General features: G+C 32.8%; 17 protein-coding genes and 1 tRNA gene. 8 read left to right on the top strand and 10 right to left on the bottom strand.

Annotated elements, in window-relative coordinates; genetic code table 11:
* Positions 1 to 2: 2 nt before the first annotated feature.
* The 3 genes from Q0822_RS05915 to Q0822_RS05905 all read right to left on the bottom strand — a co-directional run bounded on the left by Q0822_RS05915 (position 3) and on the right by Q0822_RS05905 (position 4,095).
* Complete coding sequence (locus tag Q0822_RS05915; protein WP_299121391.1) at positions 3 to 1,829, bottom strand: serine hydrolase; 1,827 nt, start codon at positions 1,827 to 1,829, stop codon at positions 3 to 5.
* A gap of 88 nt (positions 1,830 to 1,917) precedes the next feature.
* Complete coding sequence (locus Q0822_RS05910) at positions 1,918 to 2,298, bottom strand: hypothetical protein (RefSeq protein WP_299121389.1); 381 nt, start codon at positions 2,296 to 2,298, stop codon at positions 1,918 to 1,920.
* A gap of 24 nt (positions 2,299 to 2,322) precedes the next feature.
* A complete protein-coding gene (locus tag Q0822_RS05905; RefSeq protein ID WP_299121386.1) occupies positions 2,323 to 4,095 on the bottom strand; it encodes a T9SS type A sorting domain-containing protein in 1,773 nt (590 codons plus the stop codon).
* 255 nt (positions 4,096 to 4,350) lie between these two features.
* Between Q0822_RS05905 and Q0822_RS05900 the strand changes: the two genes are divergently transcribed.
* On the top strand, positions 4,351 to 6,015 hold the full coding sequence (locus Q0822_RS05900) for a helix-turn-helix domain-containing protein (protein ID WP_299121383.1): 1,665 nt from the start codon (positions 4,351 to 4,353) through the stop codon (positions 6,013 to 6,015).
* Between the two features lie 543 nt (positions 6,016 to 6,558).
* Here Q0822_RS05900 and Q0822_RS05895 read toward each other — a convergent pair.
* Together Q0822_RS05895 and mce are read right to left on the bottom strand one after the other, a co-directional pair.
* Positions 6,559 to 6,632, bottom strand: a tRNA-Ile gene (locus tag Q0822_RS05895).
* An 85-nt stretch (positions 6,633 to 6,717) separates the two neighbouring features.
* Positions 6,718 to 7,122: a methylmalonyl-CoA epimerase gene (gene mce, locus Q0822_RS05890; protein WP_299121380.1), complete on the bottom strand. Its 405-nt coding sequence runs from the start codon at positions 7,120 to 7,122 to the stop codon at positions 6,718 to 6,720.
* A gap of 105 nt (positions 7,123 to 7,227) precedes the next feature.
* Between mce and rbfA the strand changes: the two genes are divergently transcribed.
* Both rbfA and Q0822_RS05880 read left to right on the top strand, forming a co-directional pair.
* Positions 7,228 to 7,620 (top strand): 30S ribosome-binding factor RbfA, encoded by a 393-nt coding sequence (rbfA, locus tag Q0822_RS05885; RefSeq protein WP_299121378.1) that lies wholly within the window; start codon positions 7,228 to 7,230, stop codon positions 7,618 to 7,620.
* Positions 7,621 to 8,823, top strand: a complete 1,203-nt coding sequence (locus Q0822_RS05880) for an ABC transporter permease (protein WP_299121374.1) — start codon at positions 7,621 to 7,623, stop codon at positions 8,821 to 8,823. It begins immediately after the preceding gene.
* Here the strand turns inward: Q0822_RS05880 and dusB are convergent.
* From dusB to Q0822_RS05860, 4 genes are read right to left on the bottom strand one after another with little or no spacing between them, the layout of a single operon-like run.
* Positions 8,820 to 9,815, bottom strand: coding sequence for a tRNA dihydrouridine synthase DusB (gene dusB, locus Q0822_RS05875; RefSeq protein ID WP_299121373.1), 996 nt, complete (start codon positions 9,813 to 9,815; stop codon positions 8,820 to 8,822). The two genes, Q0822_RS05880 and dusB, sit on opposite strands and share 4 nt — an antisense overlap.
* A gap of 21 nt (positions 9,816 to 9,836) precedes the next feature.
* On the bottom strand, positions 9,837 to 10,232 hold the full coding sequence (locus Q0822_RS05870) for a DUF4345 domain-containing protein (RefSeq protein ID WP_299121371.1): 396 nt from the start codon (positions 10,230 to 10,232) through the stop codon (positions 9,837 to 9,839).
* A gap of 23 nt (positions 10,233 to 10,255) precedes the next feature.
* Entirely contained in the window at positions 10,256 to 10,888 is a 633-nt protein-coding gene (locus tag Q0822_RS05865) for a hypothetical protein (protein WP_299121368.1), read from the bottom strand.
* 52 nt (positions 10,889 to 10,940) lie between these two features.
* Positions 10,941 to 12,185, bottom strand: coding sequence for a M28 family peptidase (locus tag Q0822_RS05860; RefSeq protein WP_299121365.1), 1,245 nt, complete (start codon positions 12,183 to 12,185; stop codon positions 10,941 to 10,943).
* A 151-nt stretch (positions 12,186 to 12,336) separates the two neighbouring features.
* Here Q0822_RS05860 and Q0822_RS05855 point away from each other — a divergent pair, with 151 nt between their 5' ends.
* Positions 12,337 to 13,446 carry a hypothetical protein gene (locus tag Q0822_RS05855; protein ID WP_299121363.1) on the top strand — a complete coding sequence of 370 codons (1,110 nt, stop codon included), beginning with the start codon at positions 12,337 to 12,339 and terminating at the stop codon, positions 13,444 to 13,446.
* Here the strand turns inward: Q0822_RS05855 and Q0822_RS05850 are convergent.
* Positions 13,443 to 15,818 (bottom strand): TonB-dependent receptor, encoded by a 2,376-nt coding sequence (locus tag Q0822_RS05850; protein ID WP_299121361.1) that lies wholly within the window; start codon positions 15,816 to 15,818, stop codon positions 13,443 to 13,445. The two genes, Q0822_RS05855 and Q0822_RS05850, sit on opposite strands and share 4 nt — an antisense overlap.
* 183 nt (positions 15,819 to 16,001) lie before the next feature.
* On the opposite strand from Q0822_RS05850, the gene lepA reads away from it, so the two are divergent.
* The 4 genes from lepA (at position 16,002) to Q0822_RS05830 (ending at position 21,906) form a co-directional block, all read left to right on the top strand.
* Positions 16,002 to 17,798 carry a translation elongation factor 4 gene (lepA, locus tag Q0822_RS05845; protein WP_299121358.1) on the top strand — a complete coding sequence of 599 codons (1,797 nt, stop codon included), beginning with the start codon at positions 16,002 to 16,004 and terminating at the stop codon, positions 17,796 to 17,798.
* Between the two features lie 53 nt (positions 17,799 to 17,851).
* Positions 17,852 to 19,384, top strand: coding sequence for a LytTR family transcriptional regulator (locus Q0822_RS05840; RefSeq protein WP_299121357.1), 1,533 nt, complete (start codon positions 17,852 to 17,854; stop codon positions 19,382 to 19,384).
* A gap of 108 nt (positions 19,385 to 19,492) precedes the next feature.
* Positions 19,493 to 20,617, top strand: coding sequence for a hypothetical protein (locus Q0822_RS05835; RefSeq protein WP_299121354.1), 1,125 nt, complete (start codon positions 19,493 to 19,495; stop codon positions 20,615 to 20,617).
* A complete protein-coding gene (locus Q0822_RS05830; RefSeq protein ID WP_299121352.1) occupies positions 20,614 to 21,906 on the top strand; it encodes a T9SS type A sorting domain-containing protein in 1,293 nt (430 codons plus the stop codon). Before Q0822_RS05835 ends, Q0822_RS05830 begins: the two co-directional genes overlap by 4 nt.
* Positions 21,907 to 21,908: the final 2 nt, after the last annotated feature.

The raw sequence follows: 21,908 nt of genomic DNA, 5'->3' as shown, positions 1-21,908 counted from the left end.
ATTCATTTTTGACTCAGCATTTCAATTTTAGATTGAATTTCTTTTCGATCATCTATATCCATAACTAAGGCTAATGTTTTTTCATAATACTTTATGGTTTCTTTAGTATTCCCAATCCGTTCATTTACTTCTGCTAGAACCAGATAAGAGTTAGGATTATTTGGATTTTCTTGTATGTTAAAATTGAATATTTGTAAGGCTTTTTCTAATTGATTTGTACTATAAAATTGCACCCCTACATCTAATAAACTATTTGAAAAATCGTGATTTACCTCTTGGCTTTTAATAGCTAAATACAATTGTTTTGACACCTCAAAATCGGAACCAGAAAACGCCTCCGTTATACGTACTTTCAGAGTTTTTAGGGTTTCTATAGGTATTACCCATTTGCTTTCTTCAGCCTCGTCAATGTTGCGATATACTTTTATGGCTTCTATCTTTCCGCCATTTTGAGTAAAAGCGACATAGTTGGGATATTCTTCTATTTTAAAGACATGATTTCCTACATGCGTCATTTTATTTTTTTCACTTCCCGTTAATAATTTTATAATATTAGAAGACATATATAGTTGTCCGTTTTCTTCAATAATTGAAACCGTTTTGTCAAAATCACCGAACAAAAAATCTAGATAAGACCCTTTGACAGCATTGATGAATGCTCTATCTAAAGGCATTGCTTTAGCTTCAATTTCTGTTTTCCACTTCAACTGTTCAATAACCTGTGTGCGTATAAAATTAAGTACAGATTGTCTGTTTTGACTTTCTCCATTAGCCAGTATTACAATCCCTTTTCCGCCTTCCATAGATATATTCATCTCACCACCAACTCCTGTATTTTGCCCCATGATAGTTAACCACTCTATATTACCAAAGGCATATGTGCGGTGCCAACCTAAGGCTCCTCCACCTAAATATTTGTAAGTAACAATTTTAGATAGTTCTTGTGCAACATTTGCGCTGATAACTTCTGTAGGCTTAGCATTTAAGGCTTTTTGCGTTTCAATAGCAAATAATGCTAAATCTTTAGGATTACTCCACATACCAGATGGTCCTAATTGAGGACAAATTGGAAGACCTGTTCTAATCACCTCTTGATTAGCATTATGCACTTTAGCCACATTGCTTAAAAACCCCTCTTGATTGGGTTGAATCATGGTTGTATTTTTCATGTGCAAAGGTTTAAAAAGTGTTTCAGCTACAATATCTTGAAAAGGTTTATTCAACGCATCTTCTATGGCTAATTGAACAATTACAAATCCACCGCCACTATATAAAACGTCGGTACCAGGTTCAAAAACAAAATCTATAGGCTCGTTGGTTCTTGGCAGTAATTCACCATTTAAACACTGTACAATGGTTGGGACGATATCATTTCCATAAAAATCGGCATAACCGTCATGTGTTGTTCCCGCGGTATGTGATAATAAATGACGTATAGTTACATCTGTTTTTTCCAAATATTTTGACTCGGGAAGTTGCCATCTTTGAAGGTAATTCTTTACCGGTGCATCAATATCTATTTTTCCAGATTCTTCAAGAATTAAAGCAGTTGTAGCCGTAATTGCTTTAGATAGTGAAGCTGTTGAGTATGCGGTATTTTCGTCAATTAATTCTTCAGTTCCATTTTCTTTATAACCGTATTCTTTATACCATAGTATTTTGGAATCTTCTATCACTGAAACACTCAAACCAGTTAGCTTGTGTATTTGCATTAAACTGTCTATTTGTGGTGTTAGGTTTTCAAGTAATGAAATACCGTTATTTTGCTCTATCTGCTTATTACAAGATGTTAGTAATAAGATGATTAAAAGTGTGACAAATTTATTCATATTTATTTTTTCAATTGCTACAGTAGTTTAAGCATCTAAAAGTATTTTGCTATACTTTAATTTCAATCTTTTGAGTTTTACCATTCTCTCATTTGATAAATAGAATATACCTCCCCTTTTCAAGTATTAATGGCTTTATATTGTCATCATTTCTAATTTCTAAAATATCTGGAGGAATAGCATTTTCAATATCTTCTTCTTTTGTAAATAAAACTATAGTCAATATATTATGATCATGTATGCTATAAAATTCATCACCAAGTAGCTTTTCATATTCTTTTCGCTTTTCTTTTGGAACTCCTTGTTTCATACTTTTTACAAGCCCTTTACAAATGTACTCGTTTACCTGTTTCTCGGTAAGAATTGTATTGTTGTGAATAAAAAAATATTGATTTTTTTTCTCTTGCTCCTTTTGAGAATAAACCACAAAACTGAAGATGCATAAAATAATTACGAATATTTTTTTCATGTGTGAAGTTTTAGTTTTTTGTTATTATTGCTTAGTGATTTTAAACGTTCTCGATTTATCATTAGAACTAACTTTCATTAGATAGACCCCAGCTTTCAGTTGAGATATGTCAATTGAGCTATTGTTTGTCTTCGTGAAGTTTTTGATATTTTTCTCTAATAAATCATAGATTTCAATACGGTTTATCTCTAAAGAGGTTTTAATATATAAAATATCTGTAGTTGGATTTGGGTAAACTTTGATTTGCTCAATTTCATTATTATCGACGGATAATGTCTCACCTGTAGTAAAACTCCAAATATCACCAATTGTAGTGCCTGCACAGTTTGTAGCGTCAACTGACCAATAATAAGTAGTGTTATTGGCAAAGTTATCTAAAGCATCTCCATTGACAAAGTTTACAAATTCAAATTCTATCGGAGGATTTGTTGTTCCAATATTTAGTACATGAGAAGTTACAATATCATCTGTACCGTTTTCCCATGAAAAATTTATAGAATTATTTGTCCCAAGAGCTATGCTACTCGCTCCATCATGTGGTGTTGGCATTACTGCTGCGTTTAGAGTTAAATCGGTACATATTATAGTATTAAGGTCATAAACTCTGACATGACCCGCATCAGTACCATTTCCATCATTTAATGTTGAACTGTATGCAATAGCACTTCCATCACCTGATAGAGAAATCGTAGTTGAAAAGTCGCCTGAATTTTCACCATCTATATCTTCACCTATTTGTGTCCAAGAGCTTATTCCATCATACATATATAAACGTACATGTCCAGATACTGTACCACCTCCATTATTTCTGCTAGCACTTATGGCTACAATATTACCATCAGATGATAGATTTACCGAATATCCTGATTGGTCTCCTGCTGCTTCTCCATCAATATCTTGACCTACCTGACTCCAAACAGAACCATTTACATTCTCAAAAATTCTTACATGACCAGAATTACTTCCATTACCATCATTCAGTCTAGCTCCAACGGCTATTATATTTCCATCAGAAGATAAACTAACTGAGAATCCAAATTCATCCATAGATTGTTCTCTAATAATTCCACTACTTATTAAAACCCAGTCGTCGTCAATATTTCTAAATACTCTAACAGACCCAGATGTAGAAAAACTCCTTGGGGCACCAATTGCTATCACATTACCATTAGAGGATAGACTGGTAGACCATCCAAACTGATCAAAATCAGTAATACCATCAATATCTTCTCCTATTTGTGTCCACGCATCAACGCCATTGTAATTATATACACGAACGTGGCCTTTATCATTTTCATTTAATCTTGCACCAATTGCTACAACTGTACCATTTGACGATAAAGAAATACTCCCTCCTGAAAGATCTCCCGCTGCTTCCCCGTCAATATCTTGTCCTATTTGAGTCCAAGCATCGATACCATTGTATTGATATACTCGTACATGTCCAGACCCACTACCATTATCATCATTTCCAATTGCACTAATTGCAATAATATCACCACTATCATTTAAACTCACTGCGGACCCAGACAAATCATTTTCTGCTTCTCCATCAATACTTTGCCCAATTTGCATCCAACTTCCTGATTGGTTTTCATAAATTTTCACTTGCCCTCGACTAGTTCCATCTGCACCAAATCTAGAGCTTACTGCCATAATTGTACCATCAAAAGACAAGCTTATACTGCGTCCTAATCGATCGTTATCTCCTATTCCATCAAAGTCTGGTCCTATTTGAGTTTGTCCAAAATTTAAAAAAGGCAAAACAAGTAGTGCTAATAAAACAATTTTTTTCATGATAGATTGGTTTGAGTTTTTTATTTAGTTAAGTCTTGTAATAATACATTTGTATGTAAAATAAATCAAAACTATAGTAATAAGGAAAACACAGAGATAATAAATCAGAACTAGTCTCTACATTTTATAAAATGGATATTAATTATTGCGATATTGATTTTTATTTTAACAACTAGATAAGTTTTTTGATAATAATGTTTCCTAACTTTATGAAAGAAAAAAGCTATGATATAAAATTATGTATCACCATTAAGAATGAATAATTCACTACTGAAAATTTTAATATTTAGTATCCTTTCTTTTAACAATTCATTATTTACACAAACAATAATTAAAGAGGAAAAAGAACAAATAAAGCAAATTCACAACCAGAACTTTGAAACTCTTAAAAAGAAATTTCAGAATATAGGTCTCAATGAGACTATAGGAAAATATAACTATGCAGAGGCCTTTTTATCAAAAGCAAAAAGAGAAAAGGATACATCAAAAATCGTCGATGGTTATTACATGTTGATATCGTCTAGAAAATCAAATCGTGATTTGTTATACACGGATTCTATAATTTCCATTACTCAAGACTACTATAATTATACGCAACCCGCTAAGACTTATATTTATAGGGCAAATGCTTACGGAATTTATGGCCGTTTTAAAGAAGCATTTCTTGAATTACATAAAGCGAACTTTTACGCCAAAGCTAATGACAATAAAGATCAATTATATGAAATCAAATATTTAATATCAAGGTTAAAAACTAAAGTTGGAGATTACCAATCAAGCCTTGACATCTTAAAAGATGTTGTATCTTATTATAAGTTAAATGCTCATAAAGAGTATTATGCAAGAGAACTTATTAACCTATCATGGGCTACTGCAAACAACTACAATTTTTTAAAAAAACCAGATTCTGCATTACTAATTGCTAAAAGAGCAATACCACTTAGTATAAAAACGCATGATAGCATTGTATACGATAAGCTATTACTATCTACAGCTATGGCCTATTTTGAAAAAGCGGATTATATGTCTAGTTTAGATACTATAATTAAGCTTAGAGCATATAATAAAAAACGAGAATTTGGTAATAACATAAATGTCTTAATGAATCTTTATGAAGGGAAAAATTATTTAAAACAAAATAAGATTAATCTTGCTATGAAGAACTTTGAAAACATAGATTCAATTTCAACATCTAAAAACTATTTTGACGCTGCAATTAGTGAAAATTACACTTTGATGTACAATCATTATAAAGAAAAAAATGATCTAAAAAATCAATTATATTATATTAACAAACTTTTAGTCACTGACAGTATTTTAAATAAAGATTTTACTTATTTAATAAAAAATATAAATAATAAATATACAACCCCAAATCTCATTGAAGCCAAACAAACAATTATCAAATCTCTTAAAAAGAGTGATTATAAGAAAAAAATAGGATTATCGCTTCTATCTATCTTTTGTGGGACATTGTTATTAGTTATGGCTATTGGTAATAGAAAGAAACGTCACCAAAAATCTATTGAAAGGCATATTCCAAATAAAAAGAAACAAAACGTTATTATTGATGACGAAACCACAAAAAGAATATTAGATGGTTTAAATAATCTAGAAAACTCTTCTGTTTTCACAGATCAAGATTTTAGTCTTAATACTTTAGCTAAACTGCTTAACACAAACACTTCTTATTTGTCTAGAATTATTAATGAACAAAAAAAGCTAACTTTTAAACAATATTTAAATGATTTCCGTATTAGGTTTTTAATAAAACAATTAAACGAGAACCCTGTATTTAAAAAATACTCGATTGAGGCATTGGCTAATTCTGTGGGCTATACAAATGCATCTTCTTTTACTCGAATATTTAAAAACTATACTGGCATGAGTCCATCAGAATATTTGAAGAATAATAAATAGTCGTTGAACATCTCTTAATAAATACGAACCTTTAGAAAATCAGATTAATAATCAGTGTGGTATTTTTGTTTAAAAAAGATTAAATCTTTAAATTTTATAAAATGGCAGTACTAGTTGTTCCATGTAAGGTATATACAAAGTGGTCATAAACCTTGTGTCATATGTGTACAAAAGAAAACTAACCCTATTAAACTTAACAAACACAGTTACACTTACTGTTACCGAAACTAATGGGGCAGTCGATATCTGTTCAACAACAGTTACATCAAGTTCAATTTTTGCTGACGTTATACACATCAATTGCCGAAAACGGAAACCTTTGAAAACTTATTAGACAAAAGGATATATTAACTTATAGTTGAGCTAAAATTTTACTAAAGCAAGATCACAAAATCACTTTGATTTTATTTTAATATATAAATCCGATTTCCGTCAGGTCAATGACAGTAAGACTTCCGAGAGAAGTTTTAATATGTAGTTTAGCTCAACAAAAAAAGCCCCAAATATCTATTTGATAATCAGAGCTTCAAGTGTTGTAAAAAGTGGTCCCACTTGGGCTCGAACCAAGGACCACCTGATTATGAGTCAGGTGCTCTAACCAACTGAGCTATGGGACCTATTGACTTTCGTCAATCACTATATTTCTAAAGCGAGTGCAATATTACTACATATTTTAAAACTCCACAAGAAAAATAATTCAATTTACTTATCTATCTCTTGACATAGTTCAACCAAAACTCCATTTGAAGATTTTGGATGCAAAAAAGCAATTAACTTATTGTCAGCGCCCTTTTTAGGTGCTTTATGAATCATTTCAAAACCTTCTTTGGTCAGCCTTTCAATTTCCTTTTCAATATTATCGACAGCGAAAGCAATATGGTGAATACCCTCTCCTTTTTTCTCTATAAACTTAGCTATAGGGCTATTTTTATTAGTAGCTTGAAGTAATTCAATTTTATTTGGTCCACATTTAAAAAAAGAAGTTTTTACTCCTTCGCTTTTTACATCTTCAATTTTATAATGTTCCTTTCCGAATAAACTAGCAAAAAGCTGATTAGATTTCTCAATATCTTTTACAGCAATACCTATGTGTTCAATTTTTCTCATTAAAACTTTATTTTGTGTCCGTAATATCGGGATTCTTATAATTATAAATCATGATTTTTGTTAGATAAAATAAGATAATCCTCAAATATCTTCTACTTTTGCATTATGGAAAGTAATAGACAGAAAAAAATAGCAGGTATACTACAACAAGATTTGGTAGATGTTTTACAGCGTGCCGCTTCGGAGGGTGGGCTTAAAGGCGTGATAATATCAGTTTCTAAAGTTAGTGTTACGGTAGACTTGTCTATGGCTAAAGTTTACTTAAGTATTTTTCCAAATAAAGAAGCAGAGCCTTTGCTAGAAGGTATTAAATCGAATAAGCCGTTAATACGACACGAATTAGCACAACGCACGCGTCATCAGTTAAGAAGAATGCCTCAACTAGAATTTTTTATTGATGACTCTTTAGAATATATAGATGGCATTGAGCGCTCTCTTAAAGGAGAAGATAACCCTCTCGAAAATCCAGATTTACTTGGTAAGCGCAAAAAATCCTAAGTGAATTTTCCTTTATACATAGCAAAACGTTACCTGTTTTCTAAAAGCAGTAATAATGCTATAAATATTATGACCCTTATTGCTTCTGGAGGAGTGATCATTGCGTCAGCAGCACTATTTATTGTTTTATCAGTTTTTGCCGGATTGAAAGATTACAGTCTTCAGTTTTCATCTTTTGTTGATCCCGACTTAAAGTTAATTCCTAAAGAGGGTAAATCCTTTGGTTTTTCTGAAGATGACGTGTCTAAGTTGAATTCCATAAATGGAATTGCCTCTTACTCTAAAATAATAGAAGAACGTGTTATCCTAAAAACTGAAAACAAGAATCTTTTGGCGACCCTTAAAGGTGTCGATTCAAACTATTTAAAAGTTACCAATATTGATTCCATGATAAGACAAGGGAATTGGATAAGCCCAAACAGTAATGATGTGGTTTCTGGCTCTGGAATTTCTTATAATTTATCCTTTGGGATTTTAGATTATTTAAAACCGCTATCTATTTACGTCCCTAAACCGGGAAAAGGTCAGGCTAGCACACCAAAAGGTTATTATAATTCAGCTTATGTTAATAATGTTGGGCTCTTTAATATTAATGAAGAATTAAACAATGAGTATGTTTATGCAGATATTAACCTGGCAAAATCATTATTAAATTACAAAGAAAATCAGTTGAGTGCTTTAGAATTAAAGCTACTTCCTGATTATGATGAGTCTGAAACAAGAACAGCTTTAGAGACCGCTTTCCCAAATAAATTTATAATAAAGAATAGAGAGCAGCTTAATGATGCTTTGTTCAAAATGTTGAATACTGAAAACCTTGCCATCTACCTCATTTTCACCTTAGTTATTATCATAGCCCTATTTAATGTTATTGGTGCTATTATTATGATGATTTTAGATAAAAAGAAATCACTTAATACGCTTTTTAATTTAGGTACAGAGACTAAATCTATAAAGTCTATTTTCTTTTTACAAGGCAGTTTAATGACTATTGTAAGTGGTCTAATTGGAGTTACTATTGGATTACTAATTGTGCTTTTACAGCAATCTTTTGATTTGGTGATGTTAACACCCGATTTAGCCTATCCTGTACGATTGAAATTTATAAATGTTCTTGTGGTCTTAGCCACTATTTTTGCGCTCGGAATTATTGCTTCTAGAATTGCGTCACAACGTATTACAAGACAATTAATACAGTCTTAAACTGTAAATTGGTGGTCAGAAAATTTTTCTAAAACCTCTTCAAAAGCGGCAAACACATCTTTAGAATCATCACTAGTTACCATTTTCATTCGGTATTCTTTAAAATGAGGGATTCCTTTAAAATAATTGGTGTAATGCCTTCTGGTTTCAAAAACACCAAGAATTTCACCTTTCCAGTCAATTGCCATTTGTAAATGGCGTCTTGCAGCTTCAACACGCTCTGCTAAAGAAATTGGTGCCAAGTGTTCCCCTGTATTAAAAAAGTGCTTCACTTGTTTAAAAAACCACGGATTACCGATGGTTGCTCTACCAATCATGGCACCATCCAGACCATAGCTGTCTCTCATTTCAACTGCTCTTTCTGGTGAATTGATGTCGCCATTTCCGAACACAGGAATATGCATTCGCGGATTGTTCTTTACTTCAGCAATAGGTTTCCAATCCGCATCACCTTTGTACATCTGAGCTCTAGTTCTTCCGTGTATAGCAATAGCTTTACAGCCCACATCTTGCAATCGCTCTGCAACCTCAACAATTCTTATAGAATCATGATCCCAACCCAATCTGGTTTTTACTGTTACTGGAAGATGAGTTCGTTTTACCATTTCGGCTGTCAGTTTTTCCATGAGGCAGATATCCTTTAGGATTCCTGCTCCAGCACCTTTAGAAACAACTTTCTTAACAGGGCAACCAAAATTGATGTCAATAATATCTGGATTTGACTTCTCTACAATATCAATAGTTTGTAACATACTTTCCATATTGGCTCCAAAAATCTGAATACCAACTGGTCGTTCTTTTTCGTATATGTCTAACTTCATAACGCTTTTTGCTGCATTACGAATTAAACCTTCACTACTCACAAACTCAGTATAAACCACATCTGCTCCTTGCTCCTTGCACAAAGCTCGAAATGGTGGATCACTTACATCTTCCATTGGTGCCAGGAGTAATGGGAAGTCTGGTAATTCTATGTCGCCTATTTTAACCAAGTCTTAAAATTTGATACAAAATTACGGCTTTTTAAAATATTTACTATTTAGAACCCAAAGCCCATAAAAACCAAGAAATAACTCAGCAAAAGTTCCAAATTGATATCCAAAAGTTGGTACACCATCTATAAACAAACTCAATAATCTACCAAAGCCTAAGCCTAACATAAAAATAAGATTAGTTATTAGGGCTAATCTTAAATATTTAGTTCTAATAATACCTGAAATCCACAAAACAGAAAACCCAATATACAAGCCCATTATTGCTTTAAACTGATTTTGCTCATCAACAGTATTTAATTCTATATTAAACTGAGAGCCTGGGTCAAAACCATAAATAAATGCAACAGGCATTACGATGACAACCGAAATGATTAGATGAATTTTTTGAACAAAAAGTTTGTTCTTAGTTGTCATAAGTTACTAATTACATGGCCATACTAATAATTAACATCTACTATGCCTTGGGTTAATGTCAATTCAATTCCATTGACGCTTGCAGCAGTTCCGTAAAATGTGGCGTTAAAAGAATTATTGGTACTAATTAAAGTGTTAGATGTAAAATTATTATTACCAGGATATGCGGGAAAATAATAGGTGTCATTAATTCTAATCTTAAAATTTTGAAAAGAATCTAGACCGACATCTCCTTCCGATACTTGAAAAAAGATTTCGTAATGTCCACCGGAGCTTACGCCTTCTGTGGTAATGATACCGTTTTCAAAAGTTATAATTTGTGTTGTAAAAACAATATTAAAATCCCCAACGGTTACCTTTAATAGCTCTGCTGAAATAAGCCCACAATGTCCTAGATCATCCACAATGAGTTGTAAGCTTCCATCTACATCACCACATTCGGCAATTTGATTTTCCAACGCAGTTCTATATGCGATACATGTTTGTACAATTGAAGGGTCTAGGTTATAAACACTTTCTGCATTTGACGTTATTGTCTGGGCATCACAGTTTGTATTCGTGTTTAGTTCTTCAAGTCCATCTTCATAGGGCTCGTTATCGCAAGTAAATATTATAAACGCGCTAAACAAACAGAAAAGAGCGACTATCTTTTTCATTTTAAAGCTTGGCAATTTTTTATTGTAAAGATACAATTTAAATTACTTTGTTTTAAAACTGTACTTGGGTGTCTATGGTCTTATCACCTCGTTTAACTGTAATTGCAGCTTTATCACCTTTATCAAAAACAGATAAAGCCCTCATATAACTCATCATATCAGTTACTGTGCTATCTCCCAATTTAACGACAACATCTCCTTTTTTAAGTCCTGCCGCAAACGCTGGTGTGTCTTCTCTTGTACCATCAATACGCATGCCTTTTCCATCAAACAAATAATCAGGAACTACTCCAAGGCCCACCTTAAAGCGTGGTGTTTCTTCGCTTTCGTTTTTAGTTTTTCTGAATGCCAATTCACCATTGTCATCTAGGTCAGAAATAATATTATAGATGTAATCAGAAATCAAATTCATTCCTTCGTAATTCAATTTATCTGAGTCGTCACCTGGTTTGTGATAATCTTCATGCTGCCCAGTAAAAAAATGCAAAACCGGAATATCAATTAAGTAAAACGATGTGTGGTCACTTGGTCCAACTCCACTTTCGTTTTCAACGAGTTTAAATTTATCGTTATTAGACTTTAGCGTTTGTTTAAACATTGGTGATGTACCAGTGCCATAAACTGCCAGTGTGCTATCTTTCTTCATTCTCCCAACCATATCCATATTTATCATATAGTTGATTGATTCTGTTTTTATAGTTGGGTTTTTGGAAAAATAATTAGAGCCCAATAATCCCATTTCCTCACCAGAAAATGCCATGAATAAATAGTTGTTCTTGTCCTTAATTTCGGATTGATCGTTTTTAATTTTTAATCGGCTAGCAAGATTCAATAAAACCGCAACTCCACTTGCGTTATCATCTGCGCCATTATGCACTGCTTTATCTTTTTCACGATACAAAGAACCTTCACCGCCATAACCCAAATGGTCATAATGCGCCCCAATAACTATTGTTGTTTTTACATTATTGTCAATAAAACCTATCACATTATTTCCTGTAATGGTGCTATCTGCATTGGTTGTAAACTCAACTTCGCTATGAGGATCGGTTTTTGGTTTAAAGGAAAATGATTGTAAATACCCCTCTGTTCCTTTTGGTTCTAACCCAATAGTTTCAAATCGTTTTATAAGATATTCTGAAGCTAAAATTTCACCTTGTGTTCCTGTTTGGCGTCCCTCTAATTTATCATCTGCTAAAAAGACCACATCTTCTTTTATTTTATTCTCGGCAACTTTTGCTTCGTTTTTACATGATAGAAACGCCACTAAAACGAATAAAAACATCAATTTTTTCATTTTGAAATATATTTTTAATTAAATCTGTAAAATGGAATTCGCTATTAATTATTTCAGTCATTATAAAACAAATAATAGAGCTCATTTCATGACTAAATGCTATTTTTGCACAAAATTAGGCATTAAATGCCATTTATTATAATTCTTTATCATGAATAGATTAGCTGTTGTTTTGGTCCTTTTGATTATGTTTTTTTCTTGTAAAAATGAGAAAAAAGAGGCTTTAAATCCTGAAGCTAAAACAGAAATAAGTAATACAAATGATTCTTTAATTTACCCTGAAGAAACCCACTTTAAATCTATTAGACAAGTCACTTTTGGCGGAGATAATGCTGAGGCTTACTGGAGTTTTGATGATAAACAATTAGTATTTCAATCTAATAACGAAAAATGGAATGTGGGTTGTGACCAAATGTTTTTAATGAACGCTAATGAAACCTTTACGGATAGCATTGCTCCACCAATGCTAAGTACGGGAAAAGGCAGAACCACTTGCGCTTATTTTTTACCAGACAACAAACACATTATTTATGCATCTACGCACTTAAAGCAAGATGAATGTCCTGAAACCCCACTTAGAAAAAACGGGAAATACATTTGGCCAATCTATGATAGTTACGATATTTTTGTAGCTGATTTAGAGGGTAATGTTGTTAAACAATTAACCAATGAAATCGGTTATGATGCTGAACCAACCGTTTCACCAAAAGGAGATAAGATTGTTTTCACCTCTACACGTAGTGGTGATTTAGAACTATATACCATGAATATTGACGGCTCTGATGTAAAACAAATCACCAATGAGTTGGGTTACGATGGAGGAGCGTTCTTTTCGCCAGATGGTACTAAATTAATCTTTCGCTCATCTCGACCAAAAACAGAACAAGAAATAAAAGAATATAAAGACCTGTTGGCTGAAGGCTTAGTAGAACCAACCGAAATGGAATTATATATTTGTAATGCAGATGGGTCTGATCTAAGACAGCTAACTGACTTAGGAAATGCCAATTGGAGTCCATTTTTTCATCCTTCTGGTGAAAAGATTTTATTCTCTTCTAATTTTGAAGCTGAACGTGGTTTTCCCTTTAATTTATACTTAATCGATATTGATGGTAAAAATTTAAAACGTGTTACACACGGAGAAACTTTTGATGCCTTTCCTGTGTTTTCTAATAATGGTAAGTATTTAGCGTTTTCTTCTAACCGTAATAATGGTGGTGGTAGAGATACAAATCTCTTTATTGCTGAATGGCAAGATTAATTCAAGTCTTTTAATCTTTCTCTTTCTTCAGCGTCTGTAGTACGCTCGTTAGTATTTAGTTTGGTGTTACCGAAGTTGTAACGGAAACCTAGTTTTATGTAGCGATTATCGGCATCAACAAAACTTCTGCTAGATTGATTTAAATAATTTATTGAAGAATCATAATCGTGTTTATTGAAAATGTCTTCAACAGCTAGAGAAATAACTCCTTTTTTATTAAAAATTGATTTCGATATACTCAGCTCCGACACCAGACGATCTTTAACAGTTTGAAATTGTTGAAGATTTTTACCAACCCAATATAAAGTTAAGTTAATATTTAAACTATTATCTTCTAAAAGCAACAGGCTATTCTGTAAAATACTATAGTTGGACCACTGGCTTTGCTCTACAAATCCTTCGCCAAAATCCGACTCTTCAGTGATATTATAAAATGATGTCACTGCATACAAGTACCAGCTTTGGGTAGGAGAATACTCAAACGAAAAGTCAAAACCATACTCCGTTTTTTTATCTAGATTGGTAGGTGTGTAAGCTATAACATTAGTTGAATTGTTTTGACGAGGTAACTCTACAATGTCGCCATCATAATTTATGTAATAAGCCTCTACGGTGAAATGTTCTAAAAAGTTCGTTCCTATTTTATAATGATCCAAGTATGTTGGTATTAGGTTAGGGTTACCTAAAACAATTGTATTTTCATTTAAGAAAAATGTAAACGGGTTTAAATCTGTATAACTAGGCCTTGTAATACTCCGTTTGTAGCTTGCGTATAAACTTACATCTTCAACTATTTGGTGTGATATACTCGCATTAGGAAACCAGTTTAGATAATCTTGTGTGTTCGTTTCACTCAACGTTAAAGATTCTCCTTCGATATTAGTTTGTTCAGCTCTCAACCCAAGGTTTAAATCCCATTTGTCCCAAGATTTGCTATAATTACTGTAAGCTGCAAAAACCTTTTCATCATATTTAAAAGCATCTGTGTTTTCTGTGTTTAAAACTTCTGCACCACCAACAATATCTAATCTTGTGATATCGCTATCGGTTTTAACATTAGAGTATTTTACACCAGCATCAAAATTAGAGGTTTCATCTATCGGCAAACTATAATCTACCTTTCCGGTGATGATATTGGTGTTTTGATTAGCCAAGGTTTTGAATTCTGAATCATTAACTTCTCCTGATTCGTCCTGAAGCACTTTCTGGTCGCGCTCATAATCGTAAATTGTGTAGTGTGCATTAAAAGAAAGACTGGCTTTGTTTTCAAAATCGTGTCTATAAATAAGGTCTGTTCCAATATTGTATTTGTTATCCCTTGATAAGTTGTCTGCTGTAAAACGCTCTTGAAAAACTAAATTTTCGTCAAAAATATCAGTATTGTTTCTTATTTGATATTTAAAGTATGGTGTATACAGACCAGTACTGGTAAGGCTCAATGTGTTTTTATCATCTAGGTAATAATCGAAATTAAGATTAACATTATGAGTTTCGGACCATGTGTTCCTATTAACATTTGATTTCCATATTTGATCTATTTCATTTGCATTACCTAAAAAATTAACCGTGTCATCCTGATCTCTATTGATCTTTTTGTTGGTGTAACTATAATTTAAATTAAGATTGACTTTATTATTTTTAAAATAATGACTTGTTGCGGCATTATATCTAGGAAAAACACCTTGCGTATAATTAGTTTGCACACTTCCGCGATAACCTGTTGTTAAGTTTTTGCTCATTATAATATTAATAACAGAACCACTATCCGCATCATAGCTTGCTGGAGGGTTTGTAATGACTTCAATAGACTTAATACTATTGGCTGGTGAACTTTCGAGTAGTTGCATTAACTCATCATTAGTTAATTGAACCCTTCTATTGTTTATGTAAACAGCTGCTGGTGCACTTTTTATATTTATGCTTCCTTCAGAAACTATAACTCCAGGAGTACTTTTTAAAACACTAAGTGTAGAACCTTCAGTCAAAGCCGTATTTTCTATATTGAAAATTAATCGATCTGGTTTACGCGTTGTTGTAGGCTTCTTGGCAATTACAGTAACTTCGTTTAAACTTTCAGGAATCTCATGAAGCTGAATTGTTTTTAAGTTCAGAGTTCCATTTAATACGACTTTTTGTTCAAACTCCTCATAACCAATATAGCTTATTCTAATAAAATAGGTGGTAGAAGTTAAGTCCTCTAGCTTAAAAATGCCTCTTTCGTCTGTTGAAGTACCTTTAAAAAACTCTTCTTCATTTTCGACCGAGATAATCACATTCGCAAACTCAATAGGACTACCGTTTGCATCAACAACTTTTCCTGAAATGGAGAAATCTTGAGCAAATACAGTAAAGCACAGTGTAAAAAAAAACACGCTTAAACAATATCGTAGGCGAACAATCATTAGTTTGGTTTGTATCGCAATATAAAGATTGTTTTTTACTTTTTCTTGTGGTTTTACCGTAATTCATCAAGGTTTAATTATGATTTTTGATACCACAAAGCACAAGAAATCAATTATATTTGCAGTCTTAAATGTTGCCTTAGATAAAGATAAATGAAGAATATCCGCAATTTTTGCATTATTGCACACATAGACCACGGAAAAAGTACACTTGCAGATCGCTTATTAGATTATACAGGTTCTGTAACTGCGCGTGAAAAACAAGACCAACTTTTAGATAGTATGGACTTGGAGCGTGAGCGTGGCATTACCATAAAATCACATGCCATTCAAATGGATTATGAGTTTGAAGGTGAAAAATATGTGCTTAATCTTATTGATACTCCAGGTCACGTAGATTTCTCTTATGAAGTATCGCGATCTATTGCTGCTTGTGAAGGCGCTTTATTGATTGTTGATGCTGCTCAAAGTATACAGGCGCAAACCATTTCTAATTTGTACTTGGCTTTAGAAAATGATTTAGAGATTATTCCTGTATTGAATAAGGTGGATTTACCAAGTGCAAATCCAGAAGAAGTTACTGACGATATTGTAGATTTATTGGGTTGTGATCCCGAAGAGGTGATTCATGCTAGTGGGAAAACAGGATTTGGTGTAGATAATATTTTAAAAGCTATAATTGAGCGTATTCCTGCTCCTGAAGGAAATGTTGATGAGCCACTCCAAGCTCTGATATTCGATTCTGTTTATAATACTTTTAGAGGTATTGAAACCTACTTTAGAGTCTTTAATGGAGAAATTAAAAAAGGGCAGAAAATTAAATTCGTAGCAACCGATAAAGAATACTTTGCTGACGAGGTGGGTACATTAAAATTGAATCAGGTTCCTAAACAAAGTGTAAAAGCAGGAGATGTTGGGTATTTAATCACTGGTATAAAAACCGCTAAAGAAGTTAAGGTTGGTGATACTATTACTGATTTTGCTAATCCGACAACAAATATCGTCGAAGGTTTTGAAGATGTAAAACCTATGGTATTTGCTGGTATTTATCCTGTAGATACAGAAGATTACGAAGAGCTAAGAAACTCAATGGAAAAACTTCAATTAAATGATGCCTCTTTGGTATTTACTCCTGAAAGCTCTGCGGCTTTAGGTTTCGGGTTTCGTTGTGGTTTCTTAGGTATGTTACACATGGAAATTATACAAGAGCGCTTAGAGCGCGAATTTGATATGACGGTCATTACAACCGTTCCCAATGTATCATATCATGCTTATACTAATAAAGAACCAGATGTTGCTTTTGAAGTTAATAATCCTAGTGATTTACCTGAGCCTACAACTGTTAATAGAGTTGAAGAACCTTATATAAAAGCGACTATTATTACAAAAGCCGATTTTGTGGGTAATGTTATGAGCCTTTGTATAGAAAAACGCGGTATGATCATTAACCAGACGTATTTAACAACAGAACGCGTTGAGTTAATATTTGAAATGCCATTGGCTGAAATTGTTTTTGATTTTTATGATCGCTTAAAAACAGTATCAAAAGGGTATGCGTCTTTTGATTATTCGCCAATCGGCATGAAGGTTTCTAAATTAGTTAGGCTAGATGTCTTATTAAATGCCCAACCTGTTGATGCACTTTCAGCTTTAATTCACGCAGATAATGCGCAACATATTGGTAAAAAAATGTGTGAAAAGTTAAAGGAGTTAATTCCGAGACAACAATTTGATATTCCAATACAAGCCGCGATTGGAGCCAAAATTATTTCTCGTGAAACTGTAAAGGCACTTCGTAAAGATGTAACCGCTAAATGTTATGGTGGTGATATATCCCGTAAACGTAAGCTACTTGAAAAGCAGAAAAAAGGCAAAAAACGTATGCGACAAGTAGGTAATGTTGAAATACCTCAACAAGCATTTATGGCTGTTTTGAAGTTGAATGATTAAGTTGTCAATATTTAACTAAAGAATAGATTTCTATATTTTTTGTACTTTTAAGTATGAAAAATAGTGGCTATTTATTTTTCGTTTGCTTCTTTATTTCTTGCATTCTAAATGCACAAACTGATCATAAAGTAATTGATTCTTTTATCCAAAAGGCAATTAAGAGTGGTGCTAAAAATCAAGATAGTGCTATTTATTATTCCCAAAAAGCGTATGACCTTGCTAAGAGAGAAAAAGACACCTTTCTCATTGGGGCAACTGGCTATTATTATTCATTCTATCTTATATCAGTAGATAAAATAACCGAAGCGCAAGCATTATTGCAATTTAATTTTGATAGTCAAGACAAGCTCAATGGTGTTCTTAATGGCAATACAAACTATAATCAAGCGGCTATCTATGACATAAAAGAAGAGTTTGATAAGGCATTAGAATATTACTTCTACGGCGTAGAATTCTATAAAACAGCAAATAATAAAAAGGGGCTAGCTAAATCTTATTTGCAAATTGGAGTGATTTACGAAAAATTAGGTAAACTAAAGCTTGCAGACTATTTCTTTGATGCTTCTCTGAAAGTTACTGGCAATAACAACAAAAAACACAGCGTCGATTCAAGTGGTAGAGGAATGACGTCCGCCGAAAAAACAACTGAGTCATTAAAAATGCTTAAAGAGCTTGAAAATGGAGATAACGAAAAGTTAAAGTCTATTGTTTTATATAACCTTGGGCAATCGCTAATGGATGAAAAGCGTTATTCCGAAGCGATAGGTCATTTTAAGAACTCAATCAAAATAAAAAAGAACCTTAATTTTTTAACCAATTTAAACAAGACCTATTTCCTAATTGGTCAATGTTATTATAGTGTTGGTGATTTCGAGAACGCCATTGTAAATTTAAAGAAAGCAAAAGAAGGAAATAAGAAAAGAAACCAAATTGCAGAAATAGAATATTTTTTATCAAAATCTTATGAGGCTAAACAAGATTTCAAAGAAGCTCTTTTTCATTCCAATAATTATAAGTCAATAAGTGATTCTATAGCTGAATTCAAGCAAAATGAACGGATAGCGGAAATCACAGCAAAATTTGAAAACCAAAAACAAGCTAATAAAATAATAAAACTTCAAAAAGATAATCAGAAAAATGAGTTGGAAATATATAAGCAAGAAACCTTAAGGTGGAGATGGTTTATTGTCGCCCTGGTCTCTTCGTTAATTACCGTATGGCTTGGAAGACGCTTTTTTCAATCTCAAAAACGCATTAAGGAAGTGGAGCTAGAAAAAGCTCATATCGCAAAGAAGGTTGAGGAAATTGCTGTTATACTAAACAATAAAACCAAGGTCTACTTAAAAGAATTAAAATACATTAAATCTGATGGTAATTATTTAGAATTTGTCACTGATAAAAAGAGAATCATTGACCGAAATAAAATAAAAGCTATTTTAGAAATACTACCGCCAAATTTTGTAAAAGTGCACCGCTCCTATATTATCAACAAAAACTTTGTTTCTTCCATAAATAGGTCTAACGTTATTCTCCAGCCAGATATAAATATTCCATTATCTCGCATCTTTAAAAACAATCTTGGGTAATTATTACAGTTAAACATGTTGTTTTTTGTGTCAGTTATCACATTTTAAGCTAATACATTGATTTAGAGTGTAACTTCATTGAAGCTATTAATTCAAAATTATTTTTCGATGAAAACAAAATTACTTACGCTATTAGCGTTTTTTTGCACTATAAATGCTTTCACACAAACCGATGGCTGGTATTTATATACTAAGCCCAGTGAAATTACCAAAATAACACCTGATGATGTTAATACAGATGAGCTACATCTTGCAACTGATATTGGATATATTAAATATAATACCTCAACAAACTCTGTTACAGATTTTTTAAACCTAACAAGTCAAGACCCTGCTGTTGGAAAAGTTAAAAGTCTTGCTTTAGATCCAACAAGTAATAATATCGCCTTTACTTTAAATGATGGTATTGGTGTTTATGATGGAGCCTCTGTCATAACTTATAGTTATGATAATTCTAATTTAACCATAGGAGAGTCAACAAGTGCTTTTTTACCTCTCCAAGTGGAATATGCTAAAGATGGTTCACTTTATATCTACAAAGAGGATGCTTTAGGGTATCAAATGTTTATTAATGGTGCTTTCGAAGTTGAGGAAGCCACCTCTTTTAGACCACAAGATATCGTTGAGAATAATACAGGTACAAAAGCGTATTTTGCTAGTGATACAAATGGATTGTGGGAATTAGATAAATCTACAGATACATGGATAAATCACACCCCCTCTAATTCAGACCTTTTCTCTGATTTTCTACTCTCTTTATATGTGGATATGAACGACGCGTTATACATTGGGAGTTTTCAAGGAATAAATACCTTAAGCAGTTCGGGCGTTTGGAATTCGTATCAAGAATTAAACCCAATTAATGGACTTCCTTACCAAGCACATGAAATTTCAGTAAACGAAACCACAAGTGATTTACTCGTAAATACTTCTGCGCCTAGCACTTATTTTTTTGGACTTTCGGTTGTTGACTTAAGCACTAATACATGGACAAATTATAGAGAAGATGACGCTAATTGTCTAAACGAAAATGTGTATTCAGCAACAGCTTTTGGAGGAAACGGTAAAGTATACGCTGCGCCTATAATTTTTTCTAGTATTCCAGACATCGGGAAATTAGTCGAATTTACACCCTCAACCGAAAGCTGCACCAATTCAAATATTAATTATTTAAATGCTCCTGTTGCTGTAAACTCTAATGTAATAAGTGATTTTTCAATTCGTAAAAAATGAATGGCAATATAGATGTAGGCTTTACTAGAACATTTGATTTTCATTATACGGAAATTGACCCCATGAATTTCAATGGGGCGTTTTCAACAGCCACAACACTTACACCATCAACAGGTAATTATCTAAGAAGTATTGTTAGTGATAACAATCAATTTATTGTCGAAAACAGCACGGGATGGCTAGTTTTTGATGAAAGTAATAATACAACGGCTTTAAATCACAATCTACCTAATTATAATGCTATAGTTACTAAAAAAGCAAATGTTAGTGATTCTGATAATGGAATACTAACTCTTGTTCATAAGGGTTTCGACGCTGCTTTTAATTATTTAGTTTATAAAACGATTTGTGACATTCCTAATGCAACATGTTCGGCACCTGAGCAAATATTAACTGAAGATAGAGATTTAACTAAAAACACTTCTTTTGGTGCTAAATCTGGATTGCAGGTTCCAAATTTTAGGGTCTTAGCTGTGTCATCTGCAGAGCCACCAGCAACAGGAAAAGTTATAAATGTTATCCCTCATGCATCGTCAACAGCAACATCTCCTTTTGTAATGCCTGTTGCACTTGCTACAGACCCAATAGTTGACCCAATACCATTAGACATGCCCTCAAATGCAGATGATGATTTTGGTTTTTTTATAATTAATGATATTACCGAAGCAGTCTTTATAACGTTAGATGCGTTTGGTAATGCTGTTGAAGATATTTGTCCAATACTTGTTGATGAAATTGAAGCAAGCTCAATCGAAATAACAACTTCGCAGGGAGCCAATATAGCTAATGCTTTAATGGCGTTTATTCAGTTTCAAGAATCAGAAAAAACTATAGGCGCAGAGATCGTTAGGCCAGATTCTAATAACCCCTCAACAATTGAGACTATTGAAGTCTTAGGTGCAAAATTAACGAATGATCTTCCAGATGATTTATCAATCCGAAAAATTGAAGCCCTTCAAACCAGCTCAACAACTATTGTACTGTCTATATTAACAAATTACGGTCTTCTAATAAAAAACGGCATAGATATTTCAAGTCTTTTGTTAGATACAGAAGACATAAGTCAAAACAGTCAGTCTACATTCATTTATCCCAACCCATCAACAGATTTAGTTTCTTTTTCTGATGAACGGATTACCTCCATAGAGGTTTATGATTTAAAAGGTAGAAAAATATTAAATTCTAAAGGGTATTCCATTTCTATTATAGCATTACCAAAGGCTATTTACCTTGTAAAAGGTATCTCCGTTGATGGAATCGAAGTTATTAGAAAATTGATAAAAAATTAAAT

Source organism: uncultured Winogradskyella sp., assembly GCF_947496485.1.
Lineage (GTDB): Bacteria > Bacteroidota > Bacteroidia > Flavobacteriales > Flavobacteriaceae > Winogradskyella.
The sequence above is the reverse complement of the archived record's forward strand: the minus strand, read 5'-3'. Positions and strand labels throughout refer to the sequence as shown.

What these genes read in the sequence shown, in the direction of transcription:
- Q0822_RS05915 (WP_299121391.1), bottom strand. Translation starts at nt 1,829, where the DNA reads ATGAATAAATTTGTCACACTTTTAATCATCTTATTACTAACATCTTGT.
- lepA (WP_299121358.1), top strand. Translation starts at nt 16,002, where the DNA reads ATGAAGAATATCCGCAATTTTTGCATTATTGCACACATAGACCACGGA.
- rbfA (WP_299121378.1), top strand. Translation starts at nt 7,228, where the DNA reads ATGGAAAGTAATAGACAGAAAAAAATAGCAGGTATACTACAACAAGAT.
- Q0822_RS05865 (WP_299121368.1), bottom strand. Translation starts at nt 10,888, where the DNA reads ATGAAAAAGATAGTCGCTCTTTTCTGTTTGTTTAGCGCGTTTATAATA.
- Q0822_RS05855 (WP_299121363.1), top strand. Translation starts at nt 12,337, where the DNA reads ATGAATAGATTAGCTGTTGTTTTGGTCCTTTTGATTATGTTTTTTTCT.
- Q0822_RS05840 (WP_299121357.1), top strand. Translation starts at nt 17,852, where the DNA reads ATGAAAAATAGTGGCTATTTATTTTTCGTTTGCTTCTTTATTTCTTGC.
- mce (WP_299121380.1), bottom strand. Translation starts at nt 7,122, where the DNA reads ATGAGAAAAATTGAACACATAGGTATTGCTGTAAAAGATATTGAGAAA.
- Q0822_RS05870 (WP_299121371.1), bottom strand. Translation starts at nt 10,232, where the DNA reads ATGACAACTAAGAACAAACTTTTTGTTCAAAAAATTCATCTAATCATT.
- Q0822_RS05860 (WP_299121365.1), bottom strand. Translation starts at nt 12,185, where the DNA reads ATGAAAAAATTGATGTTTTTATTCGTTTTAGTGGCGTTTCTATCATGT.
- Q0822_RS05900 (WP_299121383.1), top strand. Translation starts at nt 4,351, where the DNA reads ATGAATAATTCACTACTGAAAATTTTAATATTTAGTATCCTTTCTTTT.
- Q0822_RS05905 (WP_299121386.1), bottom strand. Translation starts at nt 4,095, where the DNA reads ATGAAAAAAATTGTTTTATTAGCACTACTTGTTTTGCCTTTTTTAAAT.
- Q0822_RS05910 (WP_299121389.1), bottom strand. Translation starts at nt 2,298, where the DNA reads ATGAAAAAAATATTCGTAATTATTTTATGCATCTTCAGTTTTGTGGTT.
- Q0822_RS05830 (WP_299121352.1), top strand. Translation starts at nt 20,614, where the DNA reads ATGAATGGCAATATAGATGTAGGCTTTACTAGAACATTTGATTTTCAT.
- Q0822_RS05835 (WP_299121354.1), top strand. Translation starts at nt 19,493, where the DNA reads ATGAAAACAAAATTACTTACGCTATTAGCGTTTTTTTGCACTATAAAT.